Consider the following 15,927-nt stretch of genomic DNA (forward strand, 5'->3'; position numbering starts at 1 on the left):
AGTGGAATGTTGGTTGCATGCTTAGGTTGCGCCGTATTGTTTTAGAGTTGGTGGACGCGGATGGCTTAAACGCTTGCTCCCGGATTAGAACACGCTAAAGTCCGGTTATCCGCGCGGGCGGATGTGCATAAGGATAAGTCCCCGGCTCTTATTCGGAGAAAGCATGGCGTCCGACATTTCCAAGATGATTGGTAAGATCGTCACCAAGGGCTCGCTGCGGCTCATCCGAGCGTCCGGAGAAACACATCTCTTCGGTGACAGCTCGGAAAAGACAATCGTCGTTCGTATCACTGATGCCGAGGCCGAACAGGCGATCGCGCTGGATCCAGCGTTGAAGCTCGGTGAGATGTACATGGATGGTCGCTTCATTCTGGATGAGGGCAATATTTTCGATTTCCTGTCGCTGGTTCGTCGCAACGGCATCAAGAAGGCTGCGACGCTCAGGATGGTGGCCCACGGCCTGGCGCGCATCGTCGGCACGCAGATCAACATGCGCTTGCCGATCAACCGCAATTTGCAAAATGTCTCCCATCACTACGATCTGAGAGCAAAACTGTTCGACCTGTTTCTCGACGAGGACTGGCAATATTCCTGCGCTTATTTCGAGCCGTCCGGCATCAGCCTGGACGAAGCGCAACTCGCCAAGAAGCGCCACATCGCTGCCAAGCTGCTGCTGGAAAAAGGCAATCGCGTTCTGGAAATCGGCTCCGGCTGGGGCGGGCTCGGACTCTATCTCTCAGAGGCCGCCGAGGTGGACGTCACCGGCATCACGCTTAGCGAAGAACAGCTAAAGGTTTCGCGCGCGCGGACGGCGAACCGCGACCTCTCCGGTCGTGTCCGCTTCGAGCTCACGGATTACCGCGACCTCAAGGGCCAGTTCGACCGCATCGTTTCGGTCGGCATGTTCGAGCATGTCGGCGTCGGCAACTACAGGCATTTCTTCAGAAAGGTCTCGGAAATCCTCGACAAGAAGGGCGTCATGGTCCTGCATTCCATTGGCCGCACCAAGCCGAACTACGCGACCAATCCGTTCATTGAAAAGTACATTTTCCCCGGCGGCTACATGCCATCTGTCGCTGAAGTGTTGCCTGCGGTCGAAAAAGCAGGACTACTGGTCAAGGACATTGAAATCCTGCCGATGCACTATGCCTATACGCTCAGGGCGTGGCGGGAACGTTTTGTTGCCCGCAAAGCGGAAGCCGCAGCGCTGTACGATGAGCGTTTTTTCCGCATGTGGGAATTCTATCTGGCGGTCTCGGAAGTCGCCTTCCGCCATGACCGCCTGTTTGTCTTCCAGATCCAGATCGCCCGCCATCAGGATGCCGTCCCCTATGACCGCAATTACATCGCGGAACGGGAGGCAACTTTGAGGGAGTTCGAAAAGACGCGCAAGCCGTTGGAAAAGGTAACGTTTTAGAGATCGATCCAAACGCAGCAGGGAATTGGGCCACCAGGAAGCGCACGCTGCCAAATCCTTGGAAACAAGGACCGGCAGCGCGCGGCCATAGGCAGCCGGCGCACGCGTTAAATGCTTCGTTGGCCCTCGCACAGTGCTTGAACGAAAAACCCGCCGGATCGCTCCGGCGGGTAAGGTTCTCGCTTGAAATGGGGAAGATTTCAGGCTGCGAGTTTCTGCAGGTAGGCGTCGGCCTCTTCCGGCACGGCAAACCACGGGAAGAAGTCGACCGGGTTGTTGAAGCCGTTGGCAATGCGCTTGGCGAGCGTTGGGAAGGCTTGTGCCGAGCCCATGATGTTGAGGACGTGTGGCGGCGGCGGCTGCAGCAAGGCATTGGTCCAGCCGGTCACGAACTGGGCATAGTTCCAGTAGGTGTCGAAGGTCGCCTGCATGAACGCTGCATCAAAAGGCTTGTCGCCATGCGCGAGGATCGCATCCATATAGGCCTTGGCTGATTTGGAAGCGTTGTTCGAACCTTGGCCGGTGATCGGATCGTTGAGTACCACGGCGTCGGCCATGCCCAGTACGATGGCGCCCGAGGGCAGCTTGCCGATCGGCTTGCGCACCGTCGGTGCAAAGGCGCCGGCGAGAATGCCGTTGTCGTCGGTCAGTTCGATGTTCCTGCAGCGCTCGGCTTCCCACGGAAGGAAGGTGTCCAGAATCCATTTCGACTTGGCGAGATGTTCTGCCGGCGTCTTGACGTCCTTCCAGCAGTCCATCGGGCCGCCCGGAATCCCTTCGAGCACCATGATCTCGCAGGGGCCGTTGACCGTCAGTGCCGGGAAGACGAAATACTCACCAACCGTCGGGATCAGGTTGAAATTCACGGCGGAGTGATCCGCGCGAGGGGTCATACCCGTCACATAGGTCAGCGCCAAAGCGCGCTGCGGCTTATCGAACGGTGATTTTTCCGCGTCGCGCTCGAACAGCTTGGCGATGTCACCCTTGCCGGCCGCCACGATCACCAGATCAGAAGCCTTGGCATATTTCTCTAGGTCATCAAGGCCGGCGTCGAGAATGGTCATCTGGCCGCCGCGCTTTTCGAACTCGGCCATCCAGCCGGGTATCTTGACGCGCTGGTCGACGCTCTGGGCGTAGCGGTCGAGCTTGCCGTTCCAGTCGATCGCCTTGTTGCCGGAACCGTCCGGTGCCGGCACGACGAAATTGATGGAGTCGACGGTCGGGCAATCCTTCTCCCAGAAATTCAGGCCGAGATCGCGCTCGTTTTGCAGCGCTTCGTCGAACATGCACTGGCTCGATAGCACTTTGCCGGTGCGCACCTGTTCGGCAGTGCGGTTCTGGACGATCTCCACTTCGTAGCCGTTGGAAAGCAGGCCACAGCCGAGCTGCAGGCCGGATTGGCCGCCGCCAACGATGGTGATTTTGCGTTTTGCCATTGTTTCAGTTCCCATTGGTTTTGTTGATTTACGGTCTTGGCTTGAAAATTATTCCATCAGTTTCGGAATGGCCGGCACGTTCTGTTCGGGGCCCATGGCGTTGTATCCACCGTCGACGCAGATGTCGGTGCCCGTGACGAAACTGGCATTGTCGGAGAGCAGGAACGCGACGGCTTCGGCGACTTCTTCCGGATTGCCGGTACGGCCCAAGAGATGGAAGGGTGCTGCGACCTTGTCGGTCTTCTCGCGGTTGCCATTGGTCAGCTGCACCATGATGTTGCTCCAGGTCCAGCCGGGCGATACTGCGTTGACGCGAATGCCGTCCGGCGCCAGATCCATCGCCTGATTGCGGGTGAGCTGCAGGATCGCCGCCTTCGAGACGGGATAGACCCAGCGGCCGGTCTGGGCGACGCGCGCGGAGATCGAGCCGAAATTGACGATGGCGCCCTTGTTGGCCTTGAGGTGCGGATGCGCTGCCTGCATCAGCATGACGGAACCGACGATGTTGACGTCGAGTGCCTTCAGCCAGTCGCTGCGGTTGGTTTCCGCGCCATTGTCTAGATAGGTGCAGGCAACATTGACGAGAAAGTCGAGACGACCGGTGGTCTCGACAGTTTTGGCGACGAGCTTTGCGATGTCGTCGTCACTGGTAATATCTGTCTTGATGAAGCTGGCATTCGCGCCAAGGCGGGCTGCTACTTCGGCTCCATCCTTTTCATTAATGTCGGCGATCACGACCTTGGTTCCGTAGTCGATCAGTGTCTTCGCGACACCTTCGCCGATGAGGGTGGCACCGCCCGAAACGATGGCGGTTTTTCCGTTCAATCCACGCATATGGTTCCCCATTCTTTTTATCAGGATTTGCTTGCAAGCTAATGTAAACGATATCTAATCTTCTATTCAGGCTGCTGCGGGCGCGGCGACCTCGCTGTGGGTCGTCGTAAAGGCGCCGCCGACATAGACGAGCGGTTCGGCACTGGCATTGTCGCTGACGGTTTTCAACACGCGCCCGATGAGTATAACATGGGTTGCGAAATCCACCGCCTGCTCCAATTCGCAATCGAAGCTGGCAATCGCGCCTTGCAATACCGGAGCGCCCGTATGAGCGTCCGACCAATCGCCGATCTGGAAACGATCCGCAGCAGCCAGATCGGTGCGGCCTGCAAAGGTCTCGGCGATCGTCTGCTGTTCGCGTGTCAGAACGTTGACACAGAAGTTCTTGCTTTCGGGCGCGAACTGGCCCACCCACGTTTCGCGATTAACACAGGCGATCACCGAGGGCGGCTCGACTGTCAGCGAGCAGACGGCGGTGGCGGTGACGCCACGAGGTTCGCCGTTCAGCCCGCGCGTAGTGACGATGGTGACTGCACCCGCGACCTGGCGCATTGCGGCGCGAAACTGGTCCTTGTCCATGGCGTCCATCCTCCCGAGGCTTCCATTCGCTTTACATTTAAAGTATGTAGATGATCCGCCCGCAAAGGCCCGTTCGCAATCCAGATTGCGCGGGCCGTTGTCCAGATCCGGCAAGCAGATGTGCCAGATGTGGGCCGGACGTATCGCCGACTCGCGGAGTGAATGCCGATGCAGACACAGGACGTGCCGCTCTCACGCTTTGCAGCCGTTGACACGCGCTCGCCCGATGACGCGCGCGAAGCGATCGGCCGGATCTTCTGTCCGCATTTCCTGAGCCCCGTAGAGCGCAATCCGCGCGCCTTCCATGCCCGTCACCACACGGTGGAGCAGGCCGGCTACTCCGTCAATTTCGTCAGCTACGGCGCCACCGTCGAGATCGACCCCGGTGAACTCTCCCGGTTCTTCCTGCTGCAGATCCCGCTCAAGGGGTCGGCGAAGGTGCGCTGCGGCACTGTTTTCGCGGATGTGCAGGCGGGTTTCTCGGCCTCGGTTCTGTCGCCGACCTTGCCGACGCGCATGACCTGGAACGAAGGCTGCGAAAAGCTGATCCTGCTGATCCGCCGCGAGACGGTGGAGGCGCAGTTCGAGTCGCTGACGCATGAGAAGAGCCAGAACATCGAGTTCCAGACCGGCGTGGATCTGCATTCGCCGCTTGGAAGAGCACTTTGGCAGCATGCGCAGATGATGCTGGCGGCTGCCGAAGACGGTCCGGCGGTGCCGAGTGCCTATCAGACGCTGCTGCGCGATGGCTTGACGACGCTGCTCCTGAGCGGCTTTGCCAACAACAAGACGTCGGCGCTTTCTCGGCCGGCACCTGCGGCCGGGCCTTCGGCCGTCAATCGTGCCGAAGAGTTCATTCGTGCCCATGCGGAACGGGCGATCTCGATGGGCGAGGTGGCGGACGCCGCCGGTGTTTCGCTGCGATCGCTGCAGGACGCCTACAAGCGAACACATGGCATGACGCTTGGCGATGGGCTGCTGAACGCCCGTCTCGGGCGCTTCCGCGAAGGGCTACTTGTTGCTGGACCCAACGCAACCGTGGCGGAGATCGCCTTTGCCGCCGGATTCGGACATCTGGGGCGGGCGGCGGCCGCCTATCGAGAGCGATACGGTGAAACGCCTTCGGAGACGCTCAGAAGGCGGAATTGAAGGGGCGGGCGCGAGGCCTGCCCGTCTTGCCTATTTGGCCGGATTTTTTGGATCCCAAAGCAAGGTCTCTGCGCCCTTTTCATACGCCATCCCTTTGGGATAGCTGATCGCCTCGAACTGCAGACCCCAAGGTGCCTGGAAATAGAGAATGGTCTGGCCCGCAGCCGGGCCATCGTTGATTGGCACGGGACCCACGCGGGTTGCGACACCCTTACTGTCGAGATACTTCTTCGCCTCGGCGACGTCGTCGACATAGAAGGCGATGTGGAAAGCACCAATATCGCTATTCTTCTGCTTCAGGTCGCGCTGATCCGGTGCGGAATACTCGAACAGTTCGATGTTCGAGCCGAAACCGCAGCGCACCTGCGTGATCGTCTTGATCACCGCCTTGGAATCGACACCGAGCACGTCGGTCATGAAAGTACCCTTGTCGTCGGAAAATGGTCCGAACGACATGGCAGTCTTGCAGCCCAGCACGCCGCCGAAGAAATCCACAGCTTCCTTCATGTTGGGAACGGTGATGCCGGTGTGGTCGTGGCCGCGAAGGCCAGGCAGGCCGTCAGCATTTGCAGTGCCTATTCCCGCAGCGAGAGCTGCTGCGGCGATTGTGGTCAAGAGAACATTCTTCATTGCTATTCCCCTTTGTTAATGTGCGGGCACGGTTCCGCCTGCGTCGGCGCCCGCGGCTCCGGCGTGGTGTTTGGGTCTGCTATCAATTCGATTCACGCCGCTTTGCGGCGGTCAGGCACTAAAGGTTTACAACGTCCTCGACCGGGCTCTGGCGGTCCAGCCATGCCGGATCGATCTCTGGCAATGGAATGGCGTCGAGCAGCGCACGAGTGTAGGTCGATTTCGGCGCAGCAAACACCTCGTCGCAGCGCCCGGCCTCGACCACTTTGCCAAAACGCATCACGTAGACGCGGTCGCAAATGGCTCGGATGACCGAAAGGTCGTGGCTGATGAAGGCCATCGCCAGGCCCATCTCCCTCGATAGGTCCTTTAGAAGGTTGAGCACCTGCGCCTGCGTTGAGACATCGAGGCCCGAAACGATCTCGTCGGCCAGCACGAAATCGGGCTCCAGCAATGCGGCGCGGGCAATACCGATGCGCTGACGCTGCCCACCGGAGAGTTCATGCGGATTGCGATCCAGCACCACCTTGGGCAATGTGAAGCGGTTGAGGATTTTCAGCACCTTTTCCTCGGCAGCCTGCGCATTCGGGGCAAGCTTGTGCAGCAGCATCGGCTCGACGAGGATGCGGCGCACCGAGTGGCGCGGATTGAGCGATGCCATCGGATCCTGGAAGATCATCTGCATGCGGCGACGCAGAGGCCGCATCGCATCGTCGCCGAGCTTGGTGATATCTCTGTTATCGAAGCGGATTTCCCCGGACGACGTCTCGACGAGGCGCAGCAATGCGCGTCCGAGTGTCGTCTTGCCCGATCCAGATTCACCGACGATTCCGATCGTCTCGCCGCGGGCAATGTCGATATCGACGCCGTGCAGCACCTTGTGGCCGGCCCCTTTGCCGAGCAGTCGGCCGGCGCCATACGTCACTTCCAGTCCGCGTGCCGTGAGCAATGAGTCCGCCATCACTTGATCCCGATCTCGTTGCGCAACTGGTCGAAGACGGCTTGCGGCACCGGTTCCAGCCCCGCATTCGGGCGGTCGTAGCGCGGGCCGGCTGCCATCAACGCCTTGGTATAGGCATGTCTTGGGTTTTGCAGCACATCGGCGGTCGAGCCCTCCTCGATCACCTTGCCGGCATAGAGCAAAGTGACGCTGTCGCAGATCTGGGCGACGACGCCGAGGTCGTGGGTGACGAAAACAACGCCGGTTCCATATGCCTGCTGCATGCCGCGGATCAGCCGGAGGATCTGCTTCTGGACGGTTACATCGAGCGCCGTCGTCGGCTCGTCTGCGATCACCAGCTTGGGTTCGAGTGCGAAGGCGGCCGCGATCAACACGCGCTGACGCATGCCGCCGGAGAGTTCATGCGGATACGATTTGAGCACGCGCTCGGGGTCGCGGATATGGACTTCCGTCAGCAGCGACAGCGCTTTGTCGTGGACCGCCTTGCCGGACATGCCCTTTCTAAGCCGCAGTCCATCGGTCAGTTGCGACTCGATGCGACGACCCGGATTGAGCGCGGTTTGCGGATCCTGCGGGATCAACGAGATTTCGGTGCCCATGATATCGCGGAGCTCATGCGCCGGAAGCGTCAGCAGGTCCTTACCTTCGAAGTCGATGGAGCCGCCGGTGACCCGCACGGTGCGCGGCAATATCCCGAGCAATGCCTTGGCAATGGTCGATTTGCCGGCCCCGCTTTCGCCGACCAGACCGCGAACCTCGCCGCGATTGAGCGTCAACGAGACATCGCGCAGGATCGGCGCGCCGCCATCGCGATCCGAGACCGCCGAAAGACCTGTAATGGAGAGCAAGGTGTCGGTCATCGGCGCATCATCGGATCGAGGGCGCGGCGCAAGCCATCGCCGAGCTGGTTGAAGGCAAGCACGGTGGCAAACAGCATCACCAGCGGTGCCACCAGCACCCACCAGCCCTGATAGACGATCTGCCTGCCCTGGGCGATCATGCCGCCCCATGTCGGGGTGTCGGAGGACACCGACAGGCCGACGAAGGACAGAATGGCTTCGACAATCACGGCGATACCCATTTCGAGGCTGACGAGCGCGATCAAGACGGGCGCCACGTTCGGCAGCACTTCGCGCATAAGGATGGTGAAGCTCGGAAAGCCGATGGTGCGGGCGGCGGTGACATAATCGAGGCCGGCCTGCGCCATGGTCTCGGAGCGGACGACGCGACAGAAGCGCGTCCAGTCGATGATGACGATGGCGGCGATCACCGAATGGACGCCCGAGCCGAAGACGGCGACCAGCAAGATAGACAACAACACCGGTGGGAAAGCCATCCATATGTCGACCAATCGCGAAATGACCAGATCGACCCAGCCGCGATACCAGCCGGCGAGCAGGCCGAGCGCGGTGCCGACGAAGGCGGCGAGGCTCGCTGCGACGAAAGCGACGATCAGCGCCACCCGCGTGCCGTAGATCAGGCGGGAGAGGACATCCCGACCCAGATCGTCGGTGCCAAAGAAGTAGCCGGGCTCGGCGCCGGAATTGCCGACCGGGGGCAGGGTGCCGAGCATCAGGTCCTGTTCGAGCGGATCTTTTGGCGCGATCCACGGTGCGAAGATGGCGATCAGGATCAACAACAGGATGAAGCCGCCGCCGAACACGGCTTTGGGCTGGGAGAGGATGGCGCGAAGGGTCTTACGCATTGCGGAGCCTCGGATTGAAGGCTGCCACGAGGAGATCAACCAGGATATTGACGATGATGAAGAGGGCGCCGAACACCAGCACCAGTCCCTGGATCAGCGGCAGGTCGCGATTGATCACCGCGTCGATCGCCATGTTGCCGATGCCGGGATAGGAGAAGATTCGCTCGACAATAACCGTGCCGCCAATCAGGAATGTGAATTGCACGCCTGTCAGCGCGATTGTCGGGCCGATAGCGTTGCGCAGCGCCTCCTGCAGCACGAGGCGCAAAGTCGACATGCCCTTGAGCTTGGCCAGCAGGATATAGTCCTGCACCATGGCTTCAAGCAGCGCCTCCTTCAATACGCGGGCAATGATGGCGGCCAGCGGCAGGGCCAATGCCAGTACGGGCATCGCCATATGCGACAGCAGGTCACCAAACACCGCGAAGCGAAGCCGTACGAGGCTTTCCAGTAGATAGAACGGTGTGACGAAATCGATCTCGGTGCCGGGATTGATGCGGCCGGACAACGGGAAGACCGGCAGAAACACACCGAGTACCAGCACTAGCGCCAAAGCCCAGACGAAATCCGGTACTGCCAGCATCGTACCATTGACCGTATCGATGACCGGTTCGGCCGGCGTGCGGCGAAGCACGGTGCCGAGGATCGCCACGCCGCCGCCGAACAGCACAGCCACGACCAAAGCGGCGAAGGCAAGCTCGAGCGTCGCTGGCAATCGCTCGCCGAGAAGCTCGATGACATTACGGCGAAGCGAAATGGAGGTGCCGAAATCACCGAACAGGATGGCCTTCAACCAGATCCAGAACTGGCTGAGAATGCTGCCATCGAGGCCGTAGTGGGCGCGCATCTGGGCGATCTGCTCGGGAGTCGAGCCGGGCGAGATCATCATGGCGATCGGATCGCCGGGTACGACGCGCAGCAACACGAACACGATGACCGCGACGCCGAACAGCGTGATCGCGGCCAGCACGAGCCGGTTGAGAATTGAGAGGGCAAGTAATGGCATATATGTGAAAGCCTTGCGCCAGACACTTCGAGTGACGGCGGAGCGTATCCGGTCGAAATCGCCGGATCAATCATAAGGAAAGGCCGGGCATCGCTGCCCGGCCGCTGGCATCAGGCCTTCGACACCAGCGTCGGCTGCAGTGCGCCCGAAACGTTCGGGGTCACCTTCAGCGATGCCTTGTAGACGATCGGCTGGGCATACTGCAGCAGCGGGATCACATAGCCCTGCTCGGCGATGTACTTGTCGACGGCCTTCCAGCCGGCGATGCGCTTGGCCTCGTCCTTTTCGCCCCAGAGCGGGCCGATCATGCCGTCGAGATCATCAGTGTTCCAGACCGAGTGCGGCGATGGGCCAAACATGGCAAAACCGGTCGATGTGGTCGGGTCGCCGATCGCATTGCCCCAATTGTAGAAGGCGGCAGGTGCGAGCTGGTCGGCGGCGCGAAGTTCGTAATGTTTGGCGATTTCGTAGACTTCGATTTCAGCCTCGATGCCGACCTTGCGCCACATGCCGACGATCGCCTGGATCATCTCGTAATCCTTGGGCTTCAGGCCGCGCGTCGTCTGGATCTTGAACTTGGCCGGCTTGTCGGTCGAGAAGCCGGATGCAGCGAGCAGCGTCTTGGCCTTTTCGGCGTCATAGCCAACCTTGATCGAGGGATCGTAGGCGGAATATTCCGGTGCTTCGAGCGTGTCGATCGGAACGCCGTAGCCGCGCAACAGGCGCTTGACGATTGCGTCCTTGTCGATGGCGTGATGGGCGGCAAGACGGACATTCTTGTCGTTCATCACTTCGATATTGTTGATGAAGATCATGCCGATGTCGGAGATAGGCGCGGCGACGCCGGCCAGACCGCTGATTGCCTTGAGGCGGTCGAATTCCTCATAGGGCACTTCGAGCGTGATGTCGGAAGAGCCGGATTCGATTTCCGCAACGCGGCTGGTGGCGTCGGGTACGAACTTGAAGATCACAGTGTCGAAAGCGGGCTTGCCGCCATAATAGTTCGGGTTGGCCTTGAGGCGCAGGAAGGCGTTGCCTTCATAAGCGTCTACCATATAGGGGCCAGTACCGATCGGCTTCTTCTCGAAGCCTTCAGCACCGACCTTTTCATAATAGGCCTTGGGCAGAATGTAGCCGGTCAGGAACGCCATCCACATGAAGAAGGTGGGCTCGAAGCGGACGACGTCGCCGGTGATCTTATTGCCTTCGATCTTGTAGTTGTTGGCGGTCGACCAGATGAACTGGATCGGGTTGCCGGTCTTTTCGTTGGCGGCGCGCTCGAGCGACCAGACCACGTCTTCCGGTGTAAAGGGTGAACCATCGTGCCAGGTCACGCCTTCGCGGACATCCATCCACACCTTGGTCCTGTCATCGTTCCAGCCCCAGGCGGTCAGAAGGCCCGGCTGGAATTTCAGGTCTGGACCCTGGCCAACATACTGGTCGAAGATCGAGCGATAGATCGCCTGGATCGTCGGATTGACTGCCGAAGGGCCGACCGTCGGATCGAAGGACGGCAGGTTGACGTTGTAGGCGATGGTCAATGTATCGCTCTCGGCAGCCTGCACCATGGTGCGGCCAGCAAAAACGCTCGTCAGAAATGCGGCTGCGCCAAGACCCAGTGTCTGGCGACGTGTAAGATCTGTCATGATGTTCTCCGTCGTTCCCCTGAAATCCGGACGGCTTTTTTATGAATGACGGCCTGCCGGATAAATTATTGATCGGAATGTTTTAATCTTAAAATAAATAAAAAATTCCGCAAGTGGATTTTTGTTCGCGAATTATGATTTTGGCCATTGTTTCTGTGGGTTGGTGCAGGTGTACGCCGCGGATGCGTTTAATTGATTTTGCGAGTTCTACATCGTGGCTATCTCCAATATATATGTAAATGCATATAAATTGCTCGGCTTTACGAATTTGAATTTCGTCGATTTATCACTTGGATACGAGCGTTGTGTGCAATTCATCATTTGCCATTTGACAAAATGCTTCCACAAGAAATATGATTTTGCAAATGAATGAAGCTGTGAGCCTCGAAAAGAGGCCGAGGGAACTGATATGGCCGAAAGATCATTCGCACGCGAAGTCGAGGACCTGAAACTCGGAGATGGTGACGTCTTCCGCGGCGAGGGCATCCTGGCAATTACCAAGGCACTTCTGCAGTCGGGCGTCTCCTATGTCGGCGGCTATCAGGGCTCGCCGATTTCGCATTTGATGGACGTGCTTGCCGACGCCAAGGACGTGATGGAAGAACTGGGCGTGCATTTCGAGACATCGGCCTCGGAAGCGGCTGCCGCGGCGATGCTGTCGGCCTCGGTGATGTATCCTGTGCGCGGTGCCGTCACTTGGAAATCTTCGGCCGGGACCAACGTCGCCTCGGATGCGCTCTCCAATCTTTCCTCCGGTGGTGTGACCGGTGGTGCTTTGATCATTATCGGTGAGGATTACGGCGAGGGGTCCTCGATCATGCAGGAGCGCAGCCACGCCTTTGCCATGAAGTCGCAGTTGTGGCTGCTGACGCCGCGTCCGAATCTGCCGTCGATCGTCGATGCGGTGGAGCATGGTTTCGAGCTTTCGGAAGCCTCCAACACGCCTGTCCTGTTGCAGGTCGGCATTCGCAGCTGTCATGTGCATGGCCAGTTCGATGCCAAAGACAACAAGAAGCCGGCCTATACATTGCGGCAGGCGCTGGAAAATCCGATCAGCGACGTCAACCGTATCGTGCTGCCGCCGGCTTCGTTCGTCCATGAGAAGGAAAAGCTGGAGAAACGCTGGCCGGCTGCGGTCGAGTTCGTCAAGTCGCGCAAGCTCAACGAGCATTTTGGGCCAGAGACCGGCGATGTCGGCATCATCTTGCAGGGCGGCGTTTACAATGGCGTGATGCGGGCTTTGCAGCAGCTCGGCCTTGCCGATGTCTATGGCAATTCAAAGATCCCGCTCTATGTCATGAACGTCTCCTATCCGATGATCGACGATGAAGTCGTCGAGTTCTGCGTCGGCAAGAAGGCCGTGCTGATGGTCGAGGAGGGGGCGCCTGAATATATCGAGCAGTCGCTCAACACGCTGCTGCGCCGCCGCGACATCCAGACCCGGATCGCCGGCAAGGACGTGCTGCCGCTCGGCGGCGAATATACGACGCCGGTGCTGACCAAGGGCATCAAGGCCTTTGTCGAAACCCATGACCGGCTGTTGCTGGGCAACCAGCCGCCGATTCCAGACCCTAGCCCCATTCTCAACGATCCCAAGGTCAAGGCCTTGGCGGCCGTCGTGCCGCCGCGTCCGGCCGGTTTCTGCACGGGCTGTCCCGAGCGGCCGATCTTTGCGGCGATGAAACTGGTCGAGAAGGAACTCGGCAAACATCACGTCTCGGCCGATATCGGCTGTCATCTGTTCTCCATCCTGCCGCCCTTCAATATCGGCGGCACGACGATGGGCTATGGCCTGGGTCCGGCGTCTGCATCGGCCTTCAACGTCGAGGCGGACAAGCGGTCGATCTCTGTCATGGGCGACGGCGGCTTCTGGCACAATGGTCTCGCCACCTCCGTTGGCAATGCCGTGTTCAACAAGCAGGATGGCGTGATCCTGGTGGTCGATAATTTCTATTCGGCAGCCACCGGCGGCCAGGATATCCTGTCGTCGCGGGCGATCAACCCGCGCCGCAAGACCAACAACTCCATCGTCAACGCGGTCAAGGGCATCGGCGCGACCTGGGTTCGGCAGATCGACCGGACCTATGACGTTGCCAAGATGCGCGACACGCTGCGCGAGGCTCTGACCACCAAGGAGCCCGGCCCGAAGATCATCGTCGCGTCTTCCGAATGCAGCCTCAACAAGCAGCGCCGTGTGAAACCCGAGTTCAACAAGGCGGTGAAAGACGGCAAGCGCATGGTCAAGGAGCGGTTCGGCGTCGATGAGGACGTCTGTACCGGCGATCACGCCTGCATAAGGCTGTCGGGTTGTCCGTCGCTGTCGGTCAAGCATACCGACGATCCGCTCAGGGATGATCCAGTCGCGGCAATCGACAACACCTGCGTCGGCTGCGGCAATTGCGGCGAGGTTTCGGAGGCCGCCGTTCTCTGTCCTTCCTTCTATCGTGCCGATATCATCCACAACCCGACGGGCTGGGACAAGTTCGCCGCGCGTATGCGCCACGCCGTGATTGGCTGGCTGCAGCGTCGCCGCCAGTCCAAGCGCGTCATGTTTGCCGGTTGAGGGAGATTGCCATGAACGAGATGGTCCGTATGAACACGTCGCTCTCCACTGACAAGCCGATCGCCATCGCCATCCTCGCCATGGGCGGGCAGGGCGGCGGCGTGCTTGCCGATTGGGTGGTGGCGCTGGCCGAATCCAAGGGCTGGGTGGCGCAGTCGACCTCGGTGCCGGGCGTAGCCCAGCGCACCGGAGCGACGATCTACTATGTCGAGATCATGAAATCGCGCGATGGCCAGGCGCCAATCCTGGCTTTGATGCCGACGCCGGGCGATGTCGATCTGGTGATCGCTGCCGAATTGATGGAAGCCGGCCGCTCTGTTTTGCGGGGGCTTGTGACACCGGACAAGACGACGCTGATTGCCTCGACCCATCGCGCCTTCGCAATCGTCGAGAAGGAGCGTCCCGGCGACGGTATCGGTGATCCGACCGTCGTCATCGATGCCACGGATTTCGCGGCCAAGCGGACGATTGCCTTCGATATGGAGGCGATTGCCACACGAAGCGGCACGGTCGTGTCCTCGTCGCTGTTTGGTGCGCTGGCGGGCGCTGACGTCCTGCCTTTCACCAAGGAAGATTTCGAGGCGACGATCCGTGCCGGTGGCAAGGGCATCGAATCGAGCGTCAAGGCTTTCAACGCTGCCTATGAGCGCGCCAAGGCCAAGTCGAACGATGCGCTGTCTGCCCTGCCCACCAAGCGCTTTGACGCGCTGCCGGAAACCGTGGGTCATCCGGCGCTCGATCGCCTTGTGACGCGCATCCGCAACGAATTTCCCGAGGAAGCGCGGCCGCTGCTGTTTGCCGGCGTCAAGAAACTCACCGACTTCCAGGATCCGGCCTATGCCGAGGATTATCTCGACCGCATGCAGCGTCTGCTGGCGCTCGACAAGACGTCCGGCGGCGAGGACAAGGGTTTTGCCTTCACCGCACAGGCTGCAAAATATCTCGCCAATGCGCTCGCCTATGACGATGTCATTCGCGTTGCCGATCTGAAAGTGCGGGAATCGCGCTTCGATCGTGTTCGCAAGGAAGTCGGCGCCAAGGAAGACCAACTCGTCTACATGACCGAATATATGCATCCGCGCATGGAAGAGGTCTGCGGCACGATGCCGAAAGGCCTCGGCCTGTGGCTCGAGAACAGCCCCAAACTGTTTGCGCGTCTAGACAAGATGGTCAACAGGGGGCGGCGGGTGAAGACCGGCACGGTGTTCTGGTTCCTCGGGCTCTATATGGTTTCCGCCCTGCGCGGCCGTCGTCTCGGCACCTTGCGCCATATGCGGGAGATGGAGCATCTCGATGCATGGCTGAAGGAAGCGACCGATCTGATCGGCACGAATTATGCGCTCGCCGTGGAGGTGCTGAATGCTCGACGGCTGGTCAAGGGCTATTCGGACACCCATTCGCGGGGCCTGTCGAAGTTCGATCGGGTGATGTCAGCGTTGCCGCTTCTGATTGGTCGCGAGGACGGCGCGGCGTGGATGAAGCGGCTGCGCCAGGCAGCGTTGCTCGACGAAAACGGCATCGAGCTGGATGGCGCGCTGAAGACCGTTGAGACGCTCTGAAAGAGCGGACGTTCGGCGGCGGGTCCGGAAGCGGACCCGTCTTTCTGTCACGCGTTGCCGCTATCCCAGCCCAGTTGCTCCAGTTCGTCCGCATCCTCTTGCAACTGATGCAGATTTTCGCTGACGGCGTTCAATATGCGCGATTTGACGCCGGCGTCCGGCCCGGCATGCAGTTGCCGCACGAATTCCTCGGTTTCCTGGATATGGTGCATCGTTGCCTCGTAAAGGCGACGGTATTCAACTCTGTCCTGTTCGTTCATGGCCGTACTCCGTAACGCACATGCCGGAGCAAGCATTTTATCGCGAAATGGGCCGGAAGCCTATAGAGTAATCATGATCGGGACGCTGCGAGCGCTGGTTCGTCCGCAGCGTGTTTTGATCGTGTCCCCGCGCGTGGTGTAGCTGGGTTTCATAGCCATCGGTGAATTCCGGTAGGGTCGGG

At 59.9% G+C, this 15,927-nt stretch carries 14 protein-coding genes; 4 read left to right on the forward strand and 10 right to left on the reverse strand.

Annotated features, from left to right (window positions below; all coding sequences use genetic code 11):
- The first annotated feature begins 163 nt into the window (after nt 1-163).
- Nucleotides 164-1,417, forward strand: coding sequence for a cyclopropane fatty acid synthase (locus ACXHRN_RS10465; RefSeq protein ID WP_488641251.1), 1,254 nt, complete (start codon nt 164-166; stop codon nt 1,415-1,417).
- A gap of 200 nt (nt 1,418-1,617) precedes the next feature.
- Here ACXHRN_RS10465 and ACXHRN_RS10470 read toward each other — a convergent pair whose 3' ends face one another.
- The 3 genes from ACXHRN_RS10470 to ACXHRN_RS10480 all read right to left on the reverse strand — a co-directional run bounded on the left by ACXHRN_RS10470 (nt 1,618) and on the right by ACXHRN_RS10480 (nt 4,266).
- Nucleotides 1,618-2,853: a styrene monooxygenase/indole monooxygenase family protein gene (locus ACXHRN_RS10470; RefSeq protein ID WP_488641252.1), complete on the reverse strand. Its 1,236-nt coding sequence runs from the start codon at nt 2,851-2,853 to the stop codon at nt 1,618-1,620.
- A gap of 48 nt (nt 2,854-2,901) precedes the next feature.
- Nucleotides 2,902-3,687 carry an SDR family oxidoreductase gene (locus ACXHRN_RS10475; RefSeq protein ID WP_488641253.1) on the reverse strand — a complete coding sequence of 262 codons (786 nt, stop codon included), beginning with the start codon at nt 3,685-3,687 and terminating at the stop codon, nt 2,902-2,904.
- Nucleotides 3,688-3,753: 66 nt separating this feature from the next.
- A complete protein-coding gene (locus tag ACXHRN_RS10480) occupies nt 3,754-4,266 on the reverse strand; it encodes a flavin reductase family protein (RefSeq protein ID WP_488641254.1) in 513 nt (170 codons plus the stop codon).
- Between the two features lie 168 nt (nt 4,267-4,434).
- Here ACXHRN_RS10480 and ACXHRN_RS10485 point away from each other — a divergent pair, with 168 nt between their 5' ends.
- Nucleotides 4,435-5,415: an AraC family transcriptional regulator gene (locus ACXHRN_RS10485; RefSeq protein WP_488641255.1), complete on the forward strand. Its 981-nt coding sequence runs from the start codon at nt 4,435-4,437 to the stop codon at nt 5,413-5,415.
- Between the two features lie 30 nt (nt 5,416-5,445).
- Here ACXHRN_RS10485 and ACXHRN_RS10490 read toward each other — a convergent pair whose 3' ends face one another.
- The 6 genes from ACXHRN_RS10490 to ACXHRN_RS10515 form a co-directional block, all read right to left on the reverse strand.
- Nucleotides 5,446-6,045, reverse strand: a complete 600-nt coding sequence (locus ACXHRN_RS10490; RefSeq protein ID WP_488641256.1) for a VOC family protein — start codon at nt 6,043-6,045, stop codon at nt 5,446-5,448.
- 118 nt (nt 6,046-6,163) lie between these two features.
- Entirely contained in the window at nt 6,164-7,006 is an 843-nt protein-coding gene (locus tag ACXHRN_RS10495) for an ATP-binding cassette domain-containing protein (protein ID WP_488641257.1), read from the reverse strand.
- Complete coding sequence (locus tag ACXHRN_RS10500; RefSeq protein ID WP_488641258.1) at nt 7,006-7,866, reverse strand: ABC transporter ATP-binding protein; 861 nt, start codon at nt 7,864-7,866, stop codon at nt 7,006-7,008. The genes ACXHRN_RS10495 and ACXHRN_RS10500 overlap by 1 nt, the downstream gene beginning before the upstream one ends.
- Nucleotides 7,863-8,711 (reverse strand): ABC transporter permease, encoded by an 849-nt coding sequence (locus tag ACXHRN_RS10505; RefSeq protein WP_488641259.1) that lies wholly within the window; start codon nt 8,709-8,711, stop codon nt 7,863-7,865. The genes ACXHRN_RS10500 and ACXHRN_RS10505 overlap by 4 nt, the downstream gene beginning before the upstream one ends.
- A complete protein-coding gene (locus tag ACXHRN_RS10510) occupies nt 8,704-9,717 on the reverse strand; it encodes an ABC transporter permease (RefSeq protein WP_488641260.1) in 1,014 nt (337 codons plus the stop codon). The genes ACXHRN_RS10505 and ACXHRN_RS10510 overlap by 8 nt, the downstream gene beginning before the upstream one ends.
- A gap of 110 nt (nt 9,718-9,827) precedes the next feature.
- Complete coding sequence (locus ACXHRN_RS10515; RefSeq protein WP_488641261.1) at nt 9,828-11,363, reverse strand: ABC transporter substrate-binding protein; 1,536 nt, start codon at nt 11,361-11,363, stop codon at nt 9,828-9,830.
- A 409-nt stretch (nt 11,364-11,772) separates the two neighbouring features.
- Between ACXHRN_RS10515 and ACXHRN_RS10520 the strand changes: the two genes are divergently transcribed.
- On the forward strand, nt 11,773-13,926 hold the full coding sequence (locus ACXHRN_RS10520; RefSeq protein ID WP_488641262.1) for a thiamine pyrophosphate-dependent enzyme: 2,154 nt from the start codon (nt 11,773-11,775) through the stop codon (nt 13,924-13,926).
- Between the two features lie 11 nt (nt 13,927-13,937).
- Nucleotides 13,938-15,485, forward strand: a complete 1,548-nt coding sequence (locus ACXHRN_RS10525; protein ID WP_488641263.1) for an indolepyruvate oxidoreductase subunit beta family protein — start codon at nt 13,938-13,940, stop codon at nt 15,483-15,485.
- Between the two features lie 47 nt (nt 15,486-15,532).
- Here the strand turns inward: ACXHRN_RS10525 and ACXHRN_RS10530 are convergent, their stop codons facing one another.
- Nucleotides 15,533-15,745 carry a hypothetical protein gene (locus ACXHRN_RS10530; protein WP_488641264.1) on the reverse strand — a complete coding sequence of 71 codons (213 nt, stop codon included), beginning with the start codon at nt 15,743-15,745 and terminating at the stop codon, nt 15,533-15,535.
- Nucleotides 15,746-15,927: the final 182 nt, after the last annotated feature.

The sequence above is a fragment of the Shinella sp. OV683 genome, from assembly GCF_057787725.1.